Source organism: Microbacterium lacusdiani, from assembly GCF_054779895.1.
In genome coordinates this window covers 47,633-61,986 of record NZ_BAAGXJ010000029.1, presented here as the reverse complement: position 1 = coordinate 61,986, position 14,354 = coordinate 47,633, and the positions used below count along the sequence as shown (strand labels likewise).

General features: G+C 68.6%; 18 protein-coding genes. 1 reads left to right on the top strand and 17 read right to left on the bottom strand.

The window, feature by feature from the left end; all coding sequences use genetic code 11:
* Position 1: 1 nt before the first annotated feature.
* The 12 genes from rplN to rpsJ are packed head-to-tail and all read right to left on the bottom strand — an operon-like array spanning position 2 to position 5,676.
* Complete coding sequence (gene rplN / locus ACYVGN_RS12610) at positions 2 to 370, bottom strand: 50S ribosomal protein L14 (RefSeq protein WP_055992168.1); 369 nt, start codon at positions 368 to 370, stop codon at positions 2 to 4.
* On the bottom strand, positions 367 to 675 hold the full coding sequence (gene rpsQ, locus ACYVGN_RS12605; RefSeq protein WP_055992166.1) for a 30S ribosomal protein S17: 309 nt from the start codon (positions 673 to 675) through the stop codon (positions 367 to 369). Before rpsQ ends, rplN begins: the two co-directional genes overlap by 4 nt.
* Positions 675 to 980, bottom strand: a complete 306-nt coding sequence (rpmC, locus tag ACYVGN_RS12600; protein WP_460791160.1) for a 50S ribosomal protein L29 — start codon at positions 978 to 980, stop codon at positions 675 to 677. Before rpmC ends, rpsQ begins: the two co-directional genes overlap by 1 nt.
* Positions 980 to 1,399, bottom strand: coding sequence for a 50S ribosomal protein L16 (gene rplP / locus ACYVGN_RS12595; RefSeq protein ID WP_055992161.1), 420 nt, complete (start codon positions 1,397 to 1,399; stop codon positions 980 to 982). The genes rpmC and rplP overlap by 1 nt, the downstream gene beginning before the upstream one ends.
* A complete protein-coding gene (rpsC, locus tag ACYVGN_RS12590) occupies positions 1,399 to 2,157 on the bottom strand; it encodes a 30S ribosomal protein S3 (protein WP_055992158.1) in 759 nt (252 codons plus the stop codon). Before rpsC ends, rplP begins: the two co-directional genes overlap by 1 nt.
* Positions 2,157 to 2,552, bottom strand: a complete 396-nt coding sequence (rplV, locus tag ACYVGN_RS12585; RefSeq protein WP_055992155.1) for a 50S ribosomal protein L22 — start codon at positions 2,550 to 2,552, stop codon at positions 2,157 to 2,159. The genes rpsC and rplV overlap by 1 nt, the downstream gene beginning before the upstream one ends.
* Before the next feature lie 25 nt (positions 2,553 to 2,577).
* Positions 2,578 to 2,859 (bottom strand): 30S ribosomal protein S19, encoded by a 282-nt coding sequence (gene rpsS / locus ACYVGN_RS12580; RefSeq protein ID WP_055992152.1) that lies wholly within the window; start codon positions 2,857 to 2,859, stop codon positions 2,578 to 2,580.
* 11 nt (positions 2,860 to 2,870) lie between these two features.
* Positions 2,871 to 3,710, bottom strand: coding sequence for a 50S ribosomal protein L2 (gene rplB, locus ACYVGN_RS12575; RefSeq protein WP_055992148.1), 840 nt, complete (start codon positions 3,708 to 3,710; stop codon positions 2,871 to 2,873).
* Positions 3,711 to 3,732: 22 nt separating this feature from the next.
* Entirely contained in the window at positions 3,733 to 4,032 is a 300-nt protein-coding gene (rplW, locus tag ACYVGN_RS12570) for a 50S ribosomal protein L23 (protein ID WP_055992145.1), read from the bottom strand.
* Positions 4,029 to 4,688, bottom strand: a complete 660-nt coding sequence (rplD, locus tag ACYVGN_RS12565; RefSeq protein ID WP_055992142.1) for a 50S ribosomal protein L4 — start codon at positions 4,686 to 4,688, stop codon at positions 4,029 to 4,031. Before rplD ends, rplW begins: the two co-directional genes overlap by 4 nt.
* A 5-nt stretch (positions 4,689 to 4,693) precedes the next feature.
* Positions 4,694 to 5,353, bottom strand: coding sequence for a 50S ribosomal protein L3 (gene rplC, locus ACYVGN_RS12560; protein WP_055992139.1), 660 nt, complete (start codon positions 5,351 to 5,353; stop codon positions 4,694 to 4,696).
* Between the two features lie 14 nt (positions 5,354 to 5,367).
* The gene (rpsJ, locus tag ACYVGN_RS12555) at positions 5,368 to 5,676 is read right to left on the bottom strand and encodes a 30S ribosomal protein S10 (RefSeq protein ID WP_055992136.1); all 309 of its coding nucleotides are present in this window, start codon (positions 5,674 to 5,676) and stop codon (positions 5,368 to 5,370) included.
* A gap of 728 nt (positions 5,677 to 6,404) precedes the next feature.
* Between rpsJ and ACYVGN_RS12550 the strand changes: the two genes are divergently transcribed.
* Positions 6,405 to 7,028, top strand: a complete 624-nt coding sequence (locus ACYVGN_RS12550) for an endonuclease domain-containing protein (RefSeq protein WP_460791155.1) — start codon at positions 6,405 to 6,407, stop codon at positions 7,026 to 7,028.
* 106 nt (positions 7,029 to 7,134) lie between these two features.
* On the opposite strand, the gene ACYVGN_RS12545 is transcribed toward ACYVGN_RS12550, so the two are convergent.
* The 5 genes from ACYVGN_RS12545 to ACYVGN_RS12525 form a co-directional block, all read right to left on the bottom strand.
* Positions 7,135 to 7,992, bottom strand: coding sequence for an aggregation-promoting factor C-terminal-like domain-containing protein (locus ACYVGN_RS12545; RefSeq protein ID WP_460791154.1), 858 nt, complete (start codon positions 7,990 to 7,992; stop codon positions 7,135 to 7,137).
* A 234-nt stretch (positions 7,993 to 8,226) separates the two neighbouring features.
* Positions 8,227 to 8,442, bottom strand: coding sequence for an Rv0909 family putative TA system antitoxin (locus ACYVGN_RS12540; protein ID WP_460791152.1), 216 nt, complete (start codon positions 8,440 to 8,442; stop codon positions 8,227 to 8,229).
* A gap of 151 nt (positions 8,443 to 8,593) precedes the next feature.
* On the bottom strand, positions 8,594 to 9,997 hold the full coding sequence (locus ACYVGN_RS12535; RefSeq protein WP_460791331.1) for a sugar transferase: 1,404 nt from the start codon (positions 9,995 to 9,997) through the stop codon (positions 8,594 to 8,596).
* A gap of 289 nt (positions 9,998 to 10,286) precedes the next feature.
* The gene (locus ACYVGN_RS12530) at positions 10,287 to 12,065 is read right to left on the bottom strand and encodes a DUF4012 domain-containing protein (RefSeq protein WP_460791151.1); all 1,779 of its coding nucleotides are present in this window, start codon (positions 12,063 to 12,065) and stop codon (positions 10,287 to 10,289) included.
* A gap of 54 nt (positions 12,066 to 12,119) precedes the next feature.
* Positions 12,120 to 14,249: a glycosyl hydrolase gene (locus ACYVGN_RS12525; RefSeq protein WP_460791150.1), complete on the bottom strand. Its 2,130-nt coding sequence runs from the start codon at positions 14,247 to 14,249 to the stop codon at positions 12,120 to 12,122.
* Between the last annotated feature and the right edge of the window lie 105 nt (positions 14,250 to 14,354).

Genomic DNA, 14,354 nt, shown 5'->3' with positions numbered 1-14,354 from the left:
CTTACAGCACCTCCGGGGCGAGCGAGACGATCTTCATGAACTTGCGGTCACGAAGCTCGCGGCCGACCGGGCCGAAGATGCGGGTGCCGCGGGGCTCCCCGTCGTTCTTCAGGATCACGGCGGCGTTCTCGTCGAACTTGATGTACGAGCCGTCAGCGCGGCGCGTCTGCTTCACGGTGCGGACGACGACCGCCTTGACGACGTCGCCCTTCTTGACGTTGCCGCCCGGGATCGCGTCCTTGACCGTCGCGACGATGGTGTCGCCCACGCCGGCGTAACGGCGGTTCGAACCACCGAGGACGCGGATCGTGAGCAGCTCCTTCGCGCCGGTGTTGTCGGCGACCTTGAGGCGGGACTCGGTCTGAATCACTTGGCCTTCTCCAGAATCTCAACCAGGCGCCAGCGCTTGGTCGCGCTCAGCGGACGGGTCTCGTTGATGAGCACGAGGTCGCCGATGCCGGCGGTGTTCTGCTCGTCGTGCGCCTTGAGCTTCTTGGTGCGACGGATGACCTTGCCGTAGAGGGGGTGCTTCACGCGGTCCTCGACCTCGACGACGATCGTCTTGTCCATCTTGTCGCTCACGACGTAGCCGCGGACCGACTTGCGGTAGCCGCGGGCGTCCGCGTCGCGGACGTCGTGCTCGGCGTGCTCGCCGACCTTCTTCTCGGTGGCCATCACTCAGCCTCTCCCTCGGCGACCGAAGTCTCGTCCGACTTCTTCGCCTTGCTCTTCTTGGCCTTCACCTCGGCCGGAGCGGGCGTGGCACGGATGCCGAGCTCGCGCTCACGGATGACGGTGTAGAGCCGCGCGATGTCGCGCTTGACGGCGCGGATGCGGCCGTTGCTCTCGAGCTGGCCGGTGGCCGACTGGAAGCGCAGGTTGAACAGCTCCTCCTTGGCCTTGCGCAGCTCCTCGACGAGGCGCTGGTCCTCGAACGTGTCGAGCTCGCTCGTGGCGAGCTCCTTGGTGCCGATCGCCATTACGCGTCGCCCTCCTCGCGCTTGATGATGCGTGCCTTGAGAGGCAGCTTGTGAATGGCACGGGTCAGGGCCTCACGAGCGAGCTGCTCGTTGACGCCGGCGACCTCGAAGAGGACGCGACCCGGCTTGACGTTGGCGACCCACCACTCCGGCGAGCCCTTACCCGAACCCATGCGGGTCTCGGCGGGCTTCTTCGTAAGCGGACGGTCGGGGTAGATGTTGATCCACACCTTGCCGCCGCGCTTGATGTGACGCGTCATGGCGATACGAGCGGACTCGATCTGACGGTTCGTCACGTACGCGGGCGTGAGGGCCTGGATGCCGAACTCACCGAAGGAGACCTTGGTGCCACCCGTCGCCGCGCCATCCCGCTTGGGGTGGTGCTGCTTGCGGTACTTGACCTTGCGGGGGATGAGCATTACGCCGAAGCTCCTTCCGCGACCGGCGCCTGCGCGTCGTCACGACGCGGGCCACGGCGGCCGCCACGATCGCGGTCGCGGGCCGGCTTCATGTTGGCCTGCTCGCGCGCGAGTTCCTTGTTGGTGAGGTCGCCCTTGTAGATCCAGACCTTCACGCCGATGCGGCCGAAGGTGGTCTTGGCCTCGTAGAAGCCGTAGTCGATGTTCGCGCGCAGCGTGTGCAGCGGCACACGACCCTCGCGGTAGAACTCCGAACGGCTCATCTCCGCGCCGCCGAGGCGGCCCGAGACCTGGATCCGGACGCCCTTGGCGCCGGCGCGCTGGGCGCCCTGCAGACCCTTGCGCATCGCGCGGCGGAAGGCCACGCGGGCGCTGAGCTGCTCGGCGACGCCCTGGGCGACGAGCTGAGCGTCGGCCTCGGGGTTCTTCACCTCGAGGATGTTCAGCTGGATCTGCTTGCCGGTGAGCTTCTCGAGCTCGCCGCGGATGCGCTCGGCCTCCGCGCCACGACGACCGATCACGATGCCCGGGCGGGCCGTGTGGATGTCGACGCGGACGCGGTCACGCGTGCGCTCGATCTCGATGCGGCTCACGCCGGCACGGTCGAGGTTCGTCTGCAGCAGCTTGCGGATCTTGATGTCCTCGGCCACGTAGTCGGCGTACCGCTGACCCGGCTTCGTCGAGTCCGAGAACCAGCGCGAGACGTGGTCCGTGGTGATGCCGAGGCGGAAGCCGTAGGGGCTGACTTTCTGTCCCATTACTTGCTCGCCTTCTTCTTGTCGGCGTCAGCGGTCTCCGCGACCGCCGGCGTCGAGAGCACGACCGTGATGTGGCTCGTGCGCTTCTTGATCTGGAACGCGCGGCCCTGGGCACGGGGCTGGAAACGCTTGAGCGTCGTGCCCTCGTCCACGTAGGCGTTCGCCACGAACAGGTCCTGCTCGTCCAGGTACTCGCCGTCCTTGTCGGCCTTGACCTGCGCGTTGGCCATGGCCGACGCGACGAGCTTGTAGATCGGCTCGGAAGCCGCCTGCGGCGCGAACTTCAGGATCGCGAGAGCCTCCTGGGCCTGCTTGCCCTTGATGAGCGCGACGACACGACGAGCCTTCTGAGGGGTCACGCGGATGTGTCGCACGCGTGCGATGGACTCCACCATTTCTTCTCCTCTTGCGTCACCGCGGTCAGCGGCGACGGCCCTTCTTGTCGTCCTTCTCGTGGCCGCGGAAGGTGCGGGTGGGCGCGAACTCGCCCAGCTTGTGGCCGACAAGCGTCTCGGTGACGAACACCGGGATGTGCTTGCGACCGTCGTGCACGGCGATCGTGTGGCCGAGCATGGCCGGGATGATCATCGAGCGACGCGACCAGGTCTTGATCACGTTCTTGGTGCCGGCTTCGTTCTGCGAGACCACCTTGCGCAGCAGGTGCTCGTCGACGAAGGGGCCCTTCTTCAGACTGCGGGGCATCTTCTTTACTCCTACTTGCGCTTCTTGCCGGCGTTACGGCGACGCACGATGAGCTTGTCGCTTTCCTTGTTGGCGTGACGGGTGCGGCCCTCAGGCTGACCCCACGGGGTGACCGGGTGACGGCCACCGGAGGTCTTGCCCTCACCACCACCGTGCGGGTGGTCGACCGGGTTCATGGCGACACCGCGGACGGTCGGGCGGACGCCCTTCCAGCGCTTGCGGCCGGCCTTGCCCCAGTTGATGTTCGACTGCTCGGCGTTGCCGACCTCGCCGATCGTGGCGCGGCAACGGGCGTCGACGTTGCGGACCTCGCCCGACGGCAGACGGAGCTGCGCGTAGGGGCCGTCCTTGGCGACGAGACGCACCGCGGCGCCGGCCGAGCGCGCCATCTTCGCGCCGCCACCGGGGCGCAGCTCGATGGCGTGCACGACGGTACCGGTCGGGATGTTGCGCAGCGGCAGGTTGTTGCCGGGCTTGATGTCCGCGTTCGGACCCGACTCGACGACGTCGCCCTGCTGCAGCTTGTTCGGCGCGAGGATGTAGCGCTTCGTGCCGTCCACGTAGTGCAGGAGCGCGATGCGCGCCGTGCGGTTGGGGTCGTACTCGATGTGCGCGACCTTCGCGTCGATGCCGTCCTTGTCGTTGCGACGGAAGTCGATCACGCGGTACTGGCGCTTGTGGCCACCACCGATGTGGCGCGTCGTGATGCGGCCCTGGTTGTTGCGGCCACCCGTCTTGGCGAGCGGGCGGAGCAGCGACTTCTCAGGCGTCGACCGGGTGATCTCGGCGAAGTCTGCCACCGACGAGCCGCGGCGACCGGGGGTCGTGGGCTTGTAGTTGCGAATAGCCATGTTCTCTCTTCCTCCCCGACCGTCAGCCGACTGCCGTGAAGATGTCGATGGTGCCCGACTTGAGCGTGACGATGGCGCGCTTGGTGTCCTTGCGCTTGCCGATGCCGAAGCGGGTGCGGCGGGCCTTGCCGACGCGGTTGATCGTGTTGACCGAAGCCACCTTGACGCCGAAGATCTTCTCGATCGCGAGCTTGATCTCGGTCTTGTTCGAGCGGGGGTCCACGATGAACGTGTACTTGCCCTCGTCGATGAGACCGTAGCTCTTCTCCGAGACGACCGGCTTCAGGATGACGTCGCGCGGGTCCTTCTGGACGGCGGTCATGCCGAGACCTCCTCAGTGGCGCCGGCCTTCTGCGCGATGAACGCGTCGATGGCGGCCTTGGTGAAGACGATGTCGTCCGAGACGAGCACGTCGTAGGCGTTCAGCTGGTCGGCCATCAGCACGTGCACGTAACCGAGGTTGCGCACGCTCAGGTAGCCGAAGTCGTCCTCGCGGTCGAGCACGACGAGCACGTTCTTGGCAGGCGACACCTTCGCGAGGAAGGAGGCGGCGGCCTTGGTCGAGGGCTCGGTCACACCGAACGACTCGACGACGTGGATGCGCTCGCCCCGCAGACGGTCGCTGAGCGCGCCCGCGAGGGCGGCGGCGATCATCTTCTTGGGGGTGCGCTGCGAGTAGTCGCGCGGCTTCGGGCCGTGGACGATGCCACCGCCGGTCATGTGCGGCGCGCGGATCGAGCCCTGACGGGCGTTGCCCGTGCCCTTCTGCTTGAAGGGCTTGCGGCCGGCGCCCGAGACCTCACCGCGACGCTTGGTCGAGTGGGTGCCCTGGCGAGCCGCGGCGAGCTGCGCGACGACGACCTGGTGGATCAGCGGGATGTTCGTCTTGACGTCGAACACCGAGGCGGGCAGCTCGACCGAGCCGGCCTTCTTGCCGTCGATGCCCAGAACGTCGAGAGCGAGAGTCGAGTCAGCCATCTAACTCAGGCCCCCTTCACAGCGTTGCGGACGTACACGGTGCGGCCGCGCGCGCCGGGGACGGCGCCCTTGACGAGCAGCAGACCCTTCTCGGCGTCGACGGCGTGAACCGTGAGGTTGAGGACGGTCACGCGCTCGGCGCCCATACGGCCGGCCATGCGCATGCCCTTGAAGACGCGGCTCGGGGTCGACGAGGCGCCGATCGAACCGGGCTTGCGGTGGTTGCGGTGCGCACCGTGCGAAGCCGAGACGCCCTTGAAGTTGTGGCGCTTCATGACACCCGCGGTGCCCTTGCCCTTGCTCGTGCCGACGACGTCGACGAGCTGGCCGGCCTCGAAGGTGCCGTCGACCGTGAGCTCCTGGCCCAGCGAGTACTCGGCGGCGTCGGCCGTGCGGATCTCCGCGAGGTGACGGCGGGGCGTGACGCCCGCGGCCTCGAAGTGGCCCGAGAGCGGCTTGTTGACCTTGCGCGGGTCGATCGCGCCGGCGGCGATCTGGATGGCCGAGTAGCCGTCCTTCTCCGCCGTGCGGATCTGCGTGACCACGTTCGGCGCGAGCTCGATCACCGTGACGGGGATGAGCTTGCCGTTCTCGTTCCACACCTGGGTCATGCCGAGCTTGGTGCCCAGCAGGCCCTTCGAAATCTTGTTGTTGATGTCAGCCATGTCGATCCCCAGCCTCAGAGCTTGATCTCGATGTTGACGTCGGCCGGAAGGTCGAGACGCATGAGCGAGTCGACGGCCTTCGGCGTCGGGTCCACGATGTCGATGAGGCGCTTGTGGGTGCGCATCTCGAAGTGCTCGCGGCTGTCCTTGTACTTGTGGGGCGAACGGATCACGACGACCACGTTCTTCTCGGTCGGAAGGGGCACCGGGCCCACGACCTGAGCACCCGCACGGGTGACCGTGTCGACGATCTTGCGCGCCGACGTGTCGATGACCTCGTGGTCATACGACTTCAGGCGAATGCGGATCTTCTGTCCCGCCATTTGTCTGCTCACTCTCTTTACGCGTCGTACCTCACGGGCATTGGACGCACGTACCCTCCGGATACCCTTCGGGCTGACCCCTGTGGGTCGTGTTCACATGTCAGTCCACGCGCGCAGAGCAGCCTCTGCGAGGTGGGTGTGTGATTTCGTTCTCCTGCCCGCGGCCCAGACCCCTGGTCTGTGCACTGCCCTGGCAGTGATCCCGCGCAGTCCTCCCGAGGGAGCGCACGCAGGAATGTGGAACTTGTCTATTCTGCCACCCCGGGCCGCACGAGAGCAACCCGGGCGTGTCGCGCGGGATCCCGCGGAATCACGCGGCTCTCGGGAGGGCGCTCGGCACCCTCCCAGCCTCGCCCACCGGAAGCGATCCGCACATCCGAAGTCGGATGAAAGCGGTCCGGGCTTCGGATGTGCGGATCCCTTCGCATCGGCGACTCTCGTCCACAGCGATCATCAGCGGCGCACCTGTTCCGCCGCAGCGGATGGCCGCCTCAAGCGAGCCCGGCGACTGCGACGGTGGCCTCATGGATCTCCTCGCACACCTCGCCGCGCAGGGCGGGATCGCCCGCACACGTGCGCTCCGCGACGCCGGCTTCTCTCGGCACGAAATCGACGGAGCAGTCGCACGCGGCGCGCTCAGGCGTCCGCGCCGGGGATGGGTCTACATTCCCGGCTGCGCGGATCAGATGCTCGTCCGGGCAGCCGTCTCGGGAGTGGTGCTTACATGCGTGACCCAGGCTGAACGGCTGGGGCTGTGGACGAGGGCGGCCGATGACCTGGTGCACGTCGGCGCTCTCGCGCCGGCGTCCGTCGTGGTGAAGAAGGCGCACGTCCACTGGGCCCAGCCACTGATACCGCGTCATCCCGGGCAACTCGAGGACCCGATCGAGAACGTCCTCGCGCTCATCGCCGACTGCCAGCCGCACGAGGAGTCGCTCGCCGCGTGGGACTCGGCGTTCCAGCAGGGCCTCGTCGATCGCGACTCGTTCGGGCGCTACCGGCTCTCTCCGGCCGCGCGTCGGCTGCTGGCGGAGGTGTCGCCGTTCCGGGATTCGGGCCTCGAGACATTCGTGTTCACCCGGCTCCGCTGGCTGCGGATGCCCATCCGATCGCAGATCTGGCTCTACGGGCACCGCGTGGACTTCCTGATCGGCGAGCGCCTGGTGGTGCAGGTCGACGGCGCGCACCACGTCGGCGCGCAGCGGTCGTCCGACAACGCGCACGACGCGATCCTGCGGCTGCACGGCTACCACGTGATCCGCGTGACGTCGCAGCAGATCTACGAGCACTGGGAGGAGGTGCAGGACCTCATCCTGCGCGCGATCGCGCAGGGCCTGCACAAGGCGGCGTGACGACGGCGCACGCCGCCCGCACAGCCGAAGGGATCCGCCATCCCGAAGCGCGGATCGGACAAAACGGGCTTCGGATGTGCGGATCCCTTCGGATCTGCCGGGTGCGTCAGTACCAGTTGACGGCCTGCGAGTGGCCCCACGCCGCGCAGGGGCTGCCGTAGGCGCGCGAGATGTAGTCGAGCCCCCAGGTGATCTGGGTCGTGGCGTTGGTCGCCCAGTCCGAGGCGACCGTGGCCATCTTGTCGCCGGGCAGCGACTGCGGGATCCCGTAGGCGCCGCTCGAGGGGTTCATGGCCTGGTAGTTCCAGCCGGACTCCTTGTTCCAGAGCGACACGAGGCAGCTGAACTCGCCGGCGCCCCAGCCGTAGACCTCGGCCGCCATGCGCTCGGCGGTCGCCTGGGCGCCCGCGGGCGTGTTCGCGGCGGCGAGGGCCTCGGCCGCCTGGCGCTCCTCCTCGGCCTTGCGCGCGGCCTCCTCCTCGGCCTTGCGCGCGGCCTCCTCGGCGGCGCGGCGCTGCTCCTCCTCGTCCTCGCGGACGAGGGCGGCCGTCTGGGCCACGAGGTCCTGGGTGGCGTGCTCGGTCTCGACGGCCTCGCCGCTGATCACGACGGCCGGCAGCTTCTCGTAGTCGCTGAGCTCGTCGAGCTCGGCGCGGAGCTTGCTCGTGTCGGCCTCGGCGTGCGCCTGGGCCAGGGCCTTCTCCGCGCGGTCGAGCGCGGCCTCGGCGACTGCGGCGGCCGTGGCGTCGTCGGCGCCCTGGGTCGGCGCGGCCACGGTGCGCGCCCCGGGAGGCGGCGCGGTCGCGGCGACGGCGGCGGTGCCCGAGAGCATCAGGCCCGCGGCCACCGCGACGCCGAGCAGCCGGCGCCGCTGACGGGCACGGCGCTCGCGACGAAGCAGGGACAGGTGATTGGGACGCGGGAACGGGGTGAGCAGGGGTGTTTCGGGTGTGTTGTGCGACATACCTTGCGTTTCGGTCGGGTACGTCCGCACTCGCCATCGCGCGCAACGGCGCATCACGCGGCAGGGCCTTCGGGTGGCGGCCGCGGCGAATGGGGACCCTCCACCGTTGCCGACGCGTCTGGACGACCCGTGGGCGTTACCTGTTCGTTACCTGGATCGCCCGCCCTCCGCTCGTCCGGGTACGCGACGACGCCCCCGCCCGGTGAGGGCGGGGGCGCCGGAAGCCGCTGCTGCTTACTCGTTGCCGACGGCGCCGTCGACGTTGTCGCGGATCTGGTCGATCTGCGCGTCGAGGTCGTCCGGCAGAACGCCCTTGGCGAAGTCCGTGACCTTGTCGAGGACCGAGTCGCTGACGCCCTCGGCCTCCGCGCTCTGGAGCGCGTCCTGGAGCTTGTCCTTGTTCTGCTCGAAGAGTTCCTTGCCCTGGTTCACGAGATCGTCGAAGCCCATGATTTCCCCTCCCAAAGGGTTCGGTGCGTCCGCAGATCGGACGCGTCGCCGCCATTGTGTCAGGCAGACGCGCACCGGGGAACCCATCCAGCGGGAGTGGCGACGCACGGCGTCATGGGCAGGACTGCCCGCGGGGCCGACGGCCAGCGCGTCAGGCGACAGTGTCGCCGGGCATGAGCGCGGCCTTGCCGGTCTTGAACAGGATCACGATGTCGCCCATCACGCTCCAGTTCTCCACGTAGGAGAGGTCGAGGCGGACGCTGTCGTCCCACGACAGCTTCGACCGGCCGGAGACCTGCCAGAGGCCGGTGATGCCGGGCTTGACGAGGAACCGACGGTGCACGTGGTCGGCGTACTGCTCCACCTCGCGCTGCAACGGCGGGCGGGGGCCCACGAGCGACATGGAGCCGCCGATCACGTTGAAGAGCTGCGGCAGCTCGTCGAGGCTGTACTTCCGCATGATGCGGCCCACCGGTGTGACGCGGGGGTCGTTGCGCATCTTGAACAGCACCGAGTTGCCCATGTCCTGCATGTCGAGCAGCGACGCGAGCTGCTTGTCCGCGTCGGCGACCATCGACCGGAACTTCAGCATCTCGAACTCTCGCCCGTGTCGGCCGACGCGCTTCTGGCGATAGATCACGGGGCCCTTCGAGGTGCTCCAGACCAGGACAGCGAGCACGGCGAAGACCGGACTCAGCATGACGACGAGAAGACTGGCGCACACCAGATCCATGATCCGCTTCACGAATCGCTGGCCCGACGAGAACCGAGGCGTCTCCACATGCATGAGGGGGAGGCCCGACACGGGGCGCATGTGAAGACGCGGTCCGGCGACATCGGTGATGCTCGGAGCGAGGACCAGGTGCTGGCGTCCGGCCTCGAGCGCCCAGGAGATCTCCTTGACTCGCTGGGGGCCGACCGCGTCGGTGCTCGTGATCACGACCGTGTCCGCACCAGTGACGCTGATGGCGCGCTCGATCGAATCCACGCTGCCCATGACGGGGACATCGGTCCCCGTCAGCTCGCCGTGCACGCGACCGGTCGGGATGCACGCGCCCACGACGTGATAGCCGGCTCCCGTGTCGCGCTTGAGTTCGCGGGCCATGTGGGCGACGCTCGCCTCCGACCCGACGAGCAGCACGTTCGCCGAGTACTCGCCTCGCGCGCGACGACGCCGGAGCCAGAAGCGCCAGAGGTATCGCTCGGCGATGAGAAGGAAGACGCCGAGCGGAAGCGCGATGAAGAGGTAGCCGCGCGCGATGTCGATTCCCGCTGCGAACGCCACGATCGCGATGACGCCGAAGAGCATGAAGCTGCCGTCGAAGATCCGCCGGTACTCCTCGGCACCGACTCCGACCACCCGCTCCGACCGTGTGTCGTTCAATGCCAGGACGATCATCCAGAGCAGGACGATCAGCGCCGAGAGGAGGGAGTACGACGAGAGCCCGGGCCACGTGGGGATCGGCATCGGGATGTTCGCATGAAGGCCGAGCCAGCTGAACTGAGTCCCGAAGACCACGACGGCGATCACGAGCAGATCCGTCGTCCGCAGCATGCGCGCGTAGCGCTTGCGCCAATCGAACGAGCCACGGGGGGCACCGCCGACGACGGGGACGCCCCCGCTCGCGGTCCGCACGACCGCGGAGAACGGCGCCGGGGTCTCACGTACCGAGGCGCCCCCCGGCGCACTGCCCTGCTCGGCTCGCGTGATCTCGGTTGTCAAGCCCTAAGCCTCCTGTTGCCGTCGAACGGCGACCGTGGCAGTCTACCCCGCTCCCGGGTCGCGTGCCGGTGGACGCGCTTCCCGGCACGCGACGGGGGCACCCCTGCCCAGGCGCATCGCGTCAGCGCGCGGCGCACCCCTGCGAGGAGACCTTGTAGGCCGTGTCGTTGATCATCGGAGTCGAGCGGATCTCCAGCGGGCCGTAGTCGCCGTCCGCGCCGGAGAACACAGCGCTGACATCGGCCCTCTCGGTCGGCGCGAGCATCGTGGTGAACCATGCCACGGGGCGACCGAGATCCTCGACGTCGGTGCGCACCACCCGCACGTCTCGACCGTTCACCGCCACGCTCTCGACGGTCGTGCCCGGCGGGCCGTAGATGTACACCTGGGTGCGGAACTGCTGCGACCCCCAGTGGTGGCTGCGGATGTACTGCGGAAGCAGGTCGGCCTGCGCCTGCGCGATGTCCATGTGCAGCGTCGAGCGAACGGTGAAGGACCGCGTGCCGGCATCACACGCCTCCGCGACGTCGATGGCCGACCTCATGTAGTAGTCGATCTTCGACATGGACTCGTCCCGGAAATAGACCCCGAGGGCGGTCGCTTCCTCGTTGTCGGTCGGCAGGATGCCCGACAGCCGCAGAGGTTCGATCTTCTGCTGCACCTCGTCGCGCGCGCTCCAGAACATGATGGAGCCGTTGTCGATGCCGTCGCCGAGCGCGCTCACCATCTCCTTCGGGTCGAAGGCTCCTCCGGTGAGCGCCTCGAAGATCGAGGTCGCGGCACTCGCGAAGAACGCGTCGACCAGCGGCGCCTCCTGGTAGCTGCCCCATCGGACGTAGATCTCGTTCAGGAGGAGCTTGACGGCATTCTGGTGATTCAGCTCCTCGCCGGTCGCCAGCTGGACCGGACCTGTCGCTCGAAGGACATAGCTCAGGGCGATCGGATCGATCGAGATGACCCCGTCGATCTGATCGTTCGAGATGTCCCGCTGCCACCAGGCCGCCACGATCTGCGCCATCGTCGGGAAATCGGGCCGGCTGGAGGAGGTGTTGATGTGGTGGACCAGGTAATCGCTGTACAGGGCGAGCGCGCTCTCGGGCACCTCGACCGCCACACGCTGGCTGTTCTTGTACAGGCGGCTGTTCGCCTGCCCCACGATCTCGATGTCGCCCCCGTCGGCGCGGATGAGCGTCTGAGAAGCGGCCGATCCGCCGAGCCCTACGGCCTCGGCGTTGTTCTGCGAGACGAGAAGGTAGTTGCGCGGGCCGTTCCCGCCGAGCAGCTCCGAGATGAGCGGCAGCGCATCGGCTGCCCCGCTGAGGAGCGGGGAGACGGTGTCGAGGCCTTCGCGCACTTCGGCGACGAGGGCCTCGGCGCGCACGGCGTCGAGCTCGCGTGCGAGTTCTGCGACCTCCGGCTCGACCTGACTCAGGACCGGAAGCACCCGGGCGAAGACCGGCTCATCGCTCTCGGCGTCGATCGCCTCGAGCGCAGGAGCACCGAGATCGTTGGCGAGGACGTCGAGCGACTCGGCGGCGAGCCGGACCGCTCGGAGGTTCGGCCCCGCGAACGGGATCGCCTCGCCGAGGCGCCACGCGGGATCGGCCGCCGCGTCGGCGGCAGCCTCGCCGTGCTGGCCGAGCGCCGTGAGGGACGCGCCGATATCGCCCCCGGCCTGCGCCTGGGCGACGACCGCTTGAGCGGCGGAGAGCTCCGATCGGACCGTGAGCACCTTGACGGCGAGCCAGGCAGCCCACACCACGAGCAACGCGATCAGAGCGATCGATGCGATGAGGATGATGCGGTTGCGACGTGACCTCGCCGGCACGGCGTGGTCGCGTCCTCCCGACCGGATGCGCCGGGTCGGCGGGGCGTAGCGGTCGTCCATTGAAGCAGCCATCGTGGCCAGCCTACGAGAGCCGCACTGGACGACCGCCCAGCATCCGGCCAGCCGTCATCGCCCGGCCGGCGCCTCCCCCACCCCTCCGGACACCAGCACGATGCGGTCGAGGTCGACCGTGACCGCCCCCTGTCGCGGCTCGAGCTCGGTGACCGCCCCGGAGAGGTCCGTGACCGTGACGGTGTCCCATGCCGGATACTCGACCGTCGTCTCGCCGGCGGTGGGATACACGACCTTCATGACATCGCCGACGTCGCCGAACGATACGGACCGCACCCCGTCGATCCTGTCGACTGTCTGGAAAGCACGCCCGTCGAGCGCCGCGATGAACAGAGCCTGCACGAACGCGGCCGGCTTGGGCGGCTGGGCCGCGACACCGTCCCGCTTCTGCCAGAACAGCCCGAAGTTGCCCTCGTGATCCGCCGGCTCGGTCGTGTCATTGATGAGGTCATACCAGAAGTAGCGCTCGACTCCGGCGGCCAGCGCCGTCGACTGAGCACGGACGAGGCGCGCGCCCTGCTCCTCCAGCGAGACGTCGCCCGTCTTGCTCGTCCACCCCAGCTCCGTGATCCAGATCGGCTTGGCCTCGCCGTGTGCGTTCATCGTGTCGCGCGCCTGTCGCACCACGCGATCGAGCCCCTCCGGGCCGAAATAGACCTGGTACGGGTGGAAGCTCATCGCGTCGGAATGGTTCAGGCCGCCGCGTCCCCAGAGCTGCTGGTAGAACGCATCGTCGTAGTTGCCGGTCACGCCCACGATCACGGGCAGGTCCGGCGCGACCGCCTTGATCTTGCCGTACGCCGCCTCGGCCAAGGGGTAGTAGCAGTCACCCGTGAGGCCGCAGGGCCCCGGGTTGAAGGTCGGGATGTTGAACTCGTTGAAGAGCTCCAGCCCGATGAGGTCGTAGTTCTGGGCGACAGCCGCCGCGTAGTCCCCATACGCCGAAAGGCCCTCGGCCGTGTGCGGAGGCAGTCCCCTGTCGTACAGCTTGTTGCCCCATCCGGCGATGCCGAGCACACCGAGGCCGCGGGCGTTGGCTCGCCTCGCGGACTCGACCTCGTCACTGCGGAACTCGTACACGCCTCGCTGCAGCTCGTTGAACGCCCATGTGATGTTCTGCCGCACGGCTCCCAGACCCGCCGACGAGGCGGCCGCCGCGGCGTCGTCGTACCGGTCCTGAGTGGGGTGGATGTGCGCACCGAGTCGCCCGTCCAGAGGGAGATACGCCTCGGGCATCCTCACCACTCCGATGGGCGTGGACACCGTGGCGCCGGTCGCATCCGTCACTGCGACGTCGTAGTAGCCCTGCGTCAGACCGTCGAGCCGCACGGCGGAGACGGCACGGCCGAGCTCGCTCGTGCCCCGAGCCGCCTCGGAGCCGTCGCGTTTCTTCGCGACCCAGGTCGCCCGCCCCGGGGCCATCGTGACGGCCAGCGTGGCCATCTGCTCGTTGAGGATGAGGCTGTCGTTGACGATGCCCCAGCCGCTCGTGAGGTCCTCGAGGGACCCGTTCGGCACTCGCTCCGCACCGTCGGGCCCCTTCATCGAGACGCGATCGATGCCGAAGCCGCGGATGGGTCCGGACAGCGCGACCTGAAAGTCGACCGTCGACTGGTCGGCTGCCGCCGTGAAGGAGTGCTCGATCGTCCACCACGCGCTGCCGAGCTGCGGGAGCTCGATGGGACTCCCTGCCAGCATCAACTCGACCGGAACAGCCGCCACATCGTCGCCGAGCCTGCGGACATCCACCGCGAACGTGTACTCGACGCCCGGCTCCACCGGCACCGTGACCGCCGCCGCGACCATCGGCTCGTCGACCCGCGGGGCGTCGACGACCAGCGCGACCGAGCCTTCGGCTGCACTTCCCACCTCCGGCAGGACCCCGGGAAGCGCCTCAGCGCTGGGAAAGTCCCATCCTCCAGGGACTGCGCGCGCGGCCGCTGCACGGGGGAGCGCGGCCGGCTCGGGCGTCGGCGTGGGGGTAGGCGTCGGCGTCGGAGAAGCCGTGGCGGTGGGCGTCGCGGACGGAGAGGCCCCGGGCGCGGCCGGGGAGCGCAGCGCGAAAGCCGCGCCGACGCCGCCGCCGGCCAGGGCGAGGGCCGTGACGCTCGCGACGACGACGCGCGTCTTCACGGTCCAATGCTTCGGATTGAGGTGCTCGGCGAACCAGGTCTTGATCGACATCTCACTCCGGGGTCTGCGCGCGGCGGCGGGTCGGATGGGCCTCGGGTCTCCTCGACGTTACCGCGTGAGGGATCGGACTCCGAACCGGCAGGCGCCGCGCACCCC

Bases quoted from the DNA above. Each gene is read 5' to 3' on its own strand.
- ACYVGN_RS12540 (WP_460791152.1), bottom strand. From the start codon at position 8,442: ATGGGCTTCGACGATCTCGTGAACCAGGGCAAGGAACTCTTCGAGCAG.
- rpsJ (WP_055992136.1), bottom strand. From the start codon at position 5,676: ATGGCGGGACAGAAGATCCGCATTCGCCTGAAGTCGTATGACCACGAG.
- rplP (WP_055992161.1), bottom strand. From the start codon at position 1,399: ATGCTCATCCCCCGCAAGGTCAAGTACCGCAAGCAGCACCACCCCAAG.
- ACYVGN_RS12525 (WP_460791150.1), bottom strand. From the start codon at position 14,249: ATGTCGATCAAGACCTGGTTCGCCGAGCACCTCAATCCGAAGCATTGG.
- rplB (WP_055992148.1), bottom strand. From the start codon at position 3,710: ATGGCTATTCGCAACTACAAGCCCACGACCCCCGGTCGCCGCGGCTCG.
- rpsS (WP_055992152.1), bottom strand. From the start codon at position 2,859: ATGCCCCGCAGTCTGAAGAAGGGCCCCTTCGTCGACGAGCACCTGCTG.
- ACYVGN_RS12530 (WP_460791151.1), bottom strand. From the start codon at position 12,065: ATGGCTGCTTCAATGGACGACCGCTACGCCCCGCCGACCCGGCGCATC.
- rplC (WP_055992139.1), bottom strand. From the start codon at position 5,353: ATGGCTGACATCAACAACAAGATTTCGAAGGGCCTGCTGGGCACCAAG.
- rplV (WP_055992155.1), bottom strand. From the start codon at position 2,552: ATGGTGGAGTCCATCGCACGCGTGCGACACATCCGCGTGACCCCTCAG.
- rpsQ (WP_055992166.1), bottom strand. From the start codon at position 675: ATGGCCACCGAGAAGAAGGTCGGCGAGCACGCCGAGCACGACGTCCGC.
- rpsC (WP_055992158.1), bottom strand. From the start codon at position 2,157: ATGGGACAGAAAGTCAGCCCCTACGGCTTCCGCCTCGGCATCACCACG.
- rplW (WP_055992145.1), bottom strand. From the start codon at position 4,032: ATGACCGCCGTCCAGAAGGACCCGCGCGACGTCATCCTGAAGCCGGTC.
- ACYVGN_RS12535 (WP_460791331.1), bottom strand. From the start codon at position 9,997: ATGCTGCGGACGACGGATCTGCTCGTGATCGCCGTCGTGGTCTTCGGG.
- rpmC (WP_460791160.1), bottom strand. From the start codon at position 980: ATGGCGATCGGCACCAAGGAGCTCGCCACGAGCGAGCTCGACACGTTC.
- rplD (WP_055992142.1), bottom strand. From the start codon at position 4,688: ATGGCTGACTCGACTCTCGCTCTCGACGTTCTGGGCATCGACGGCAAG.
- ACYVGN_RS12545 (WP_460791154.1), bottom strand. From the start codon at position 7,992: ATGTCGCACAACACACCCGAAACACCCCTGCTCACCCCGTTCCCGCGT.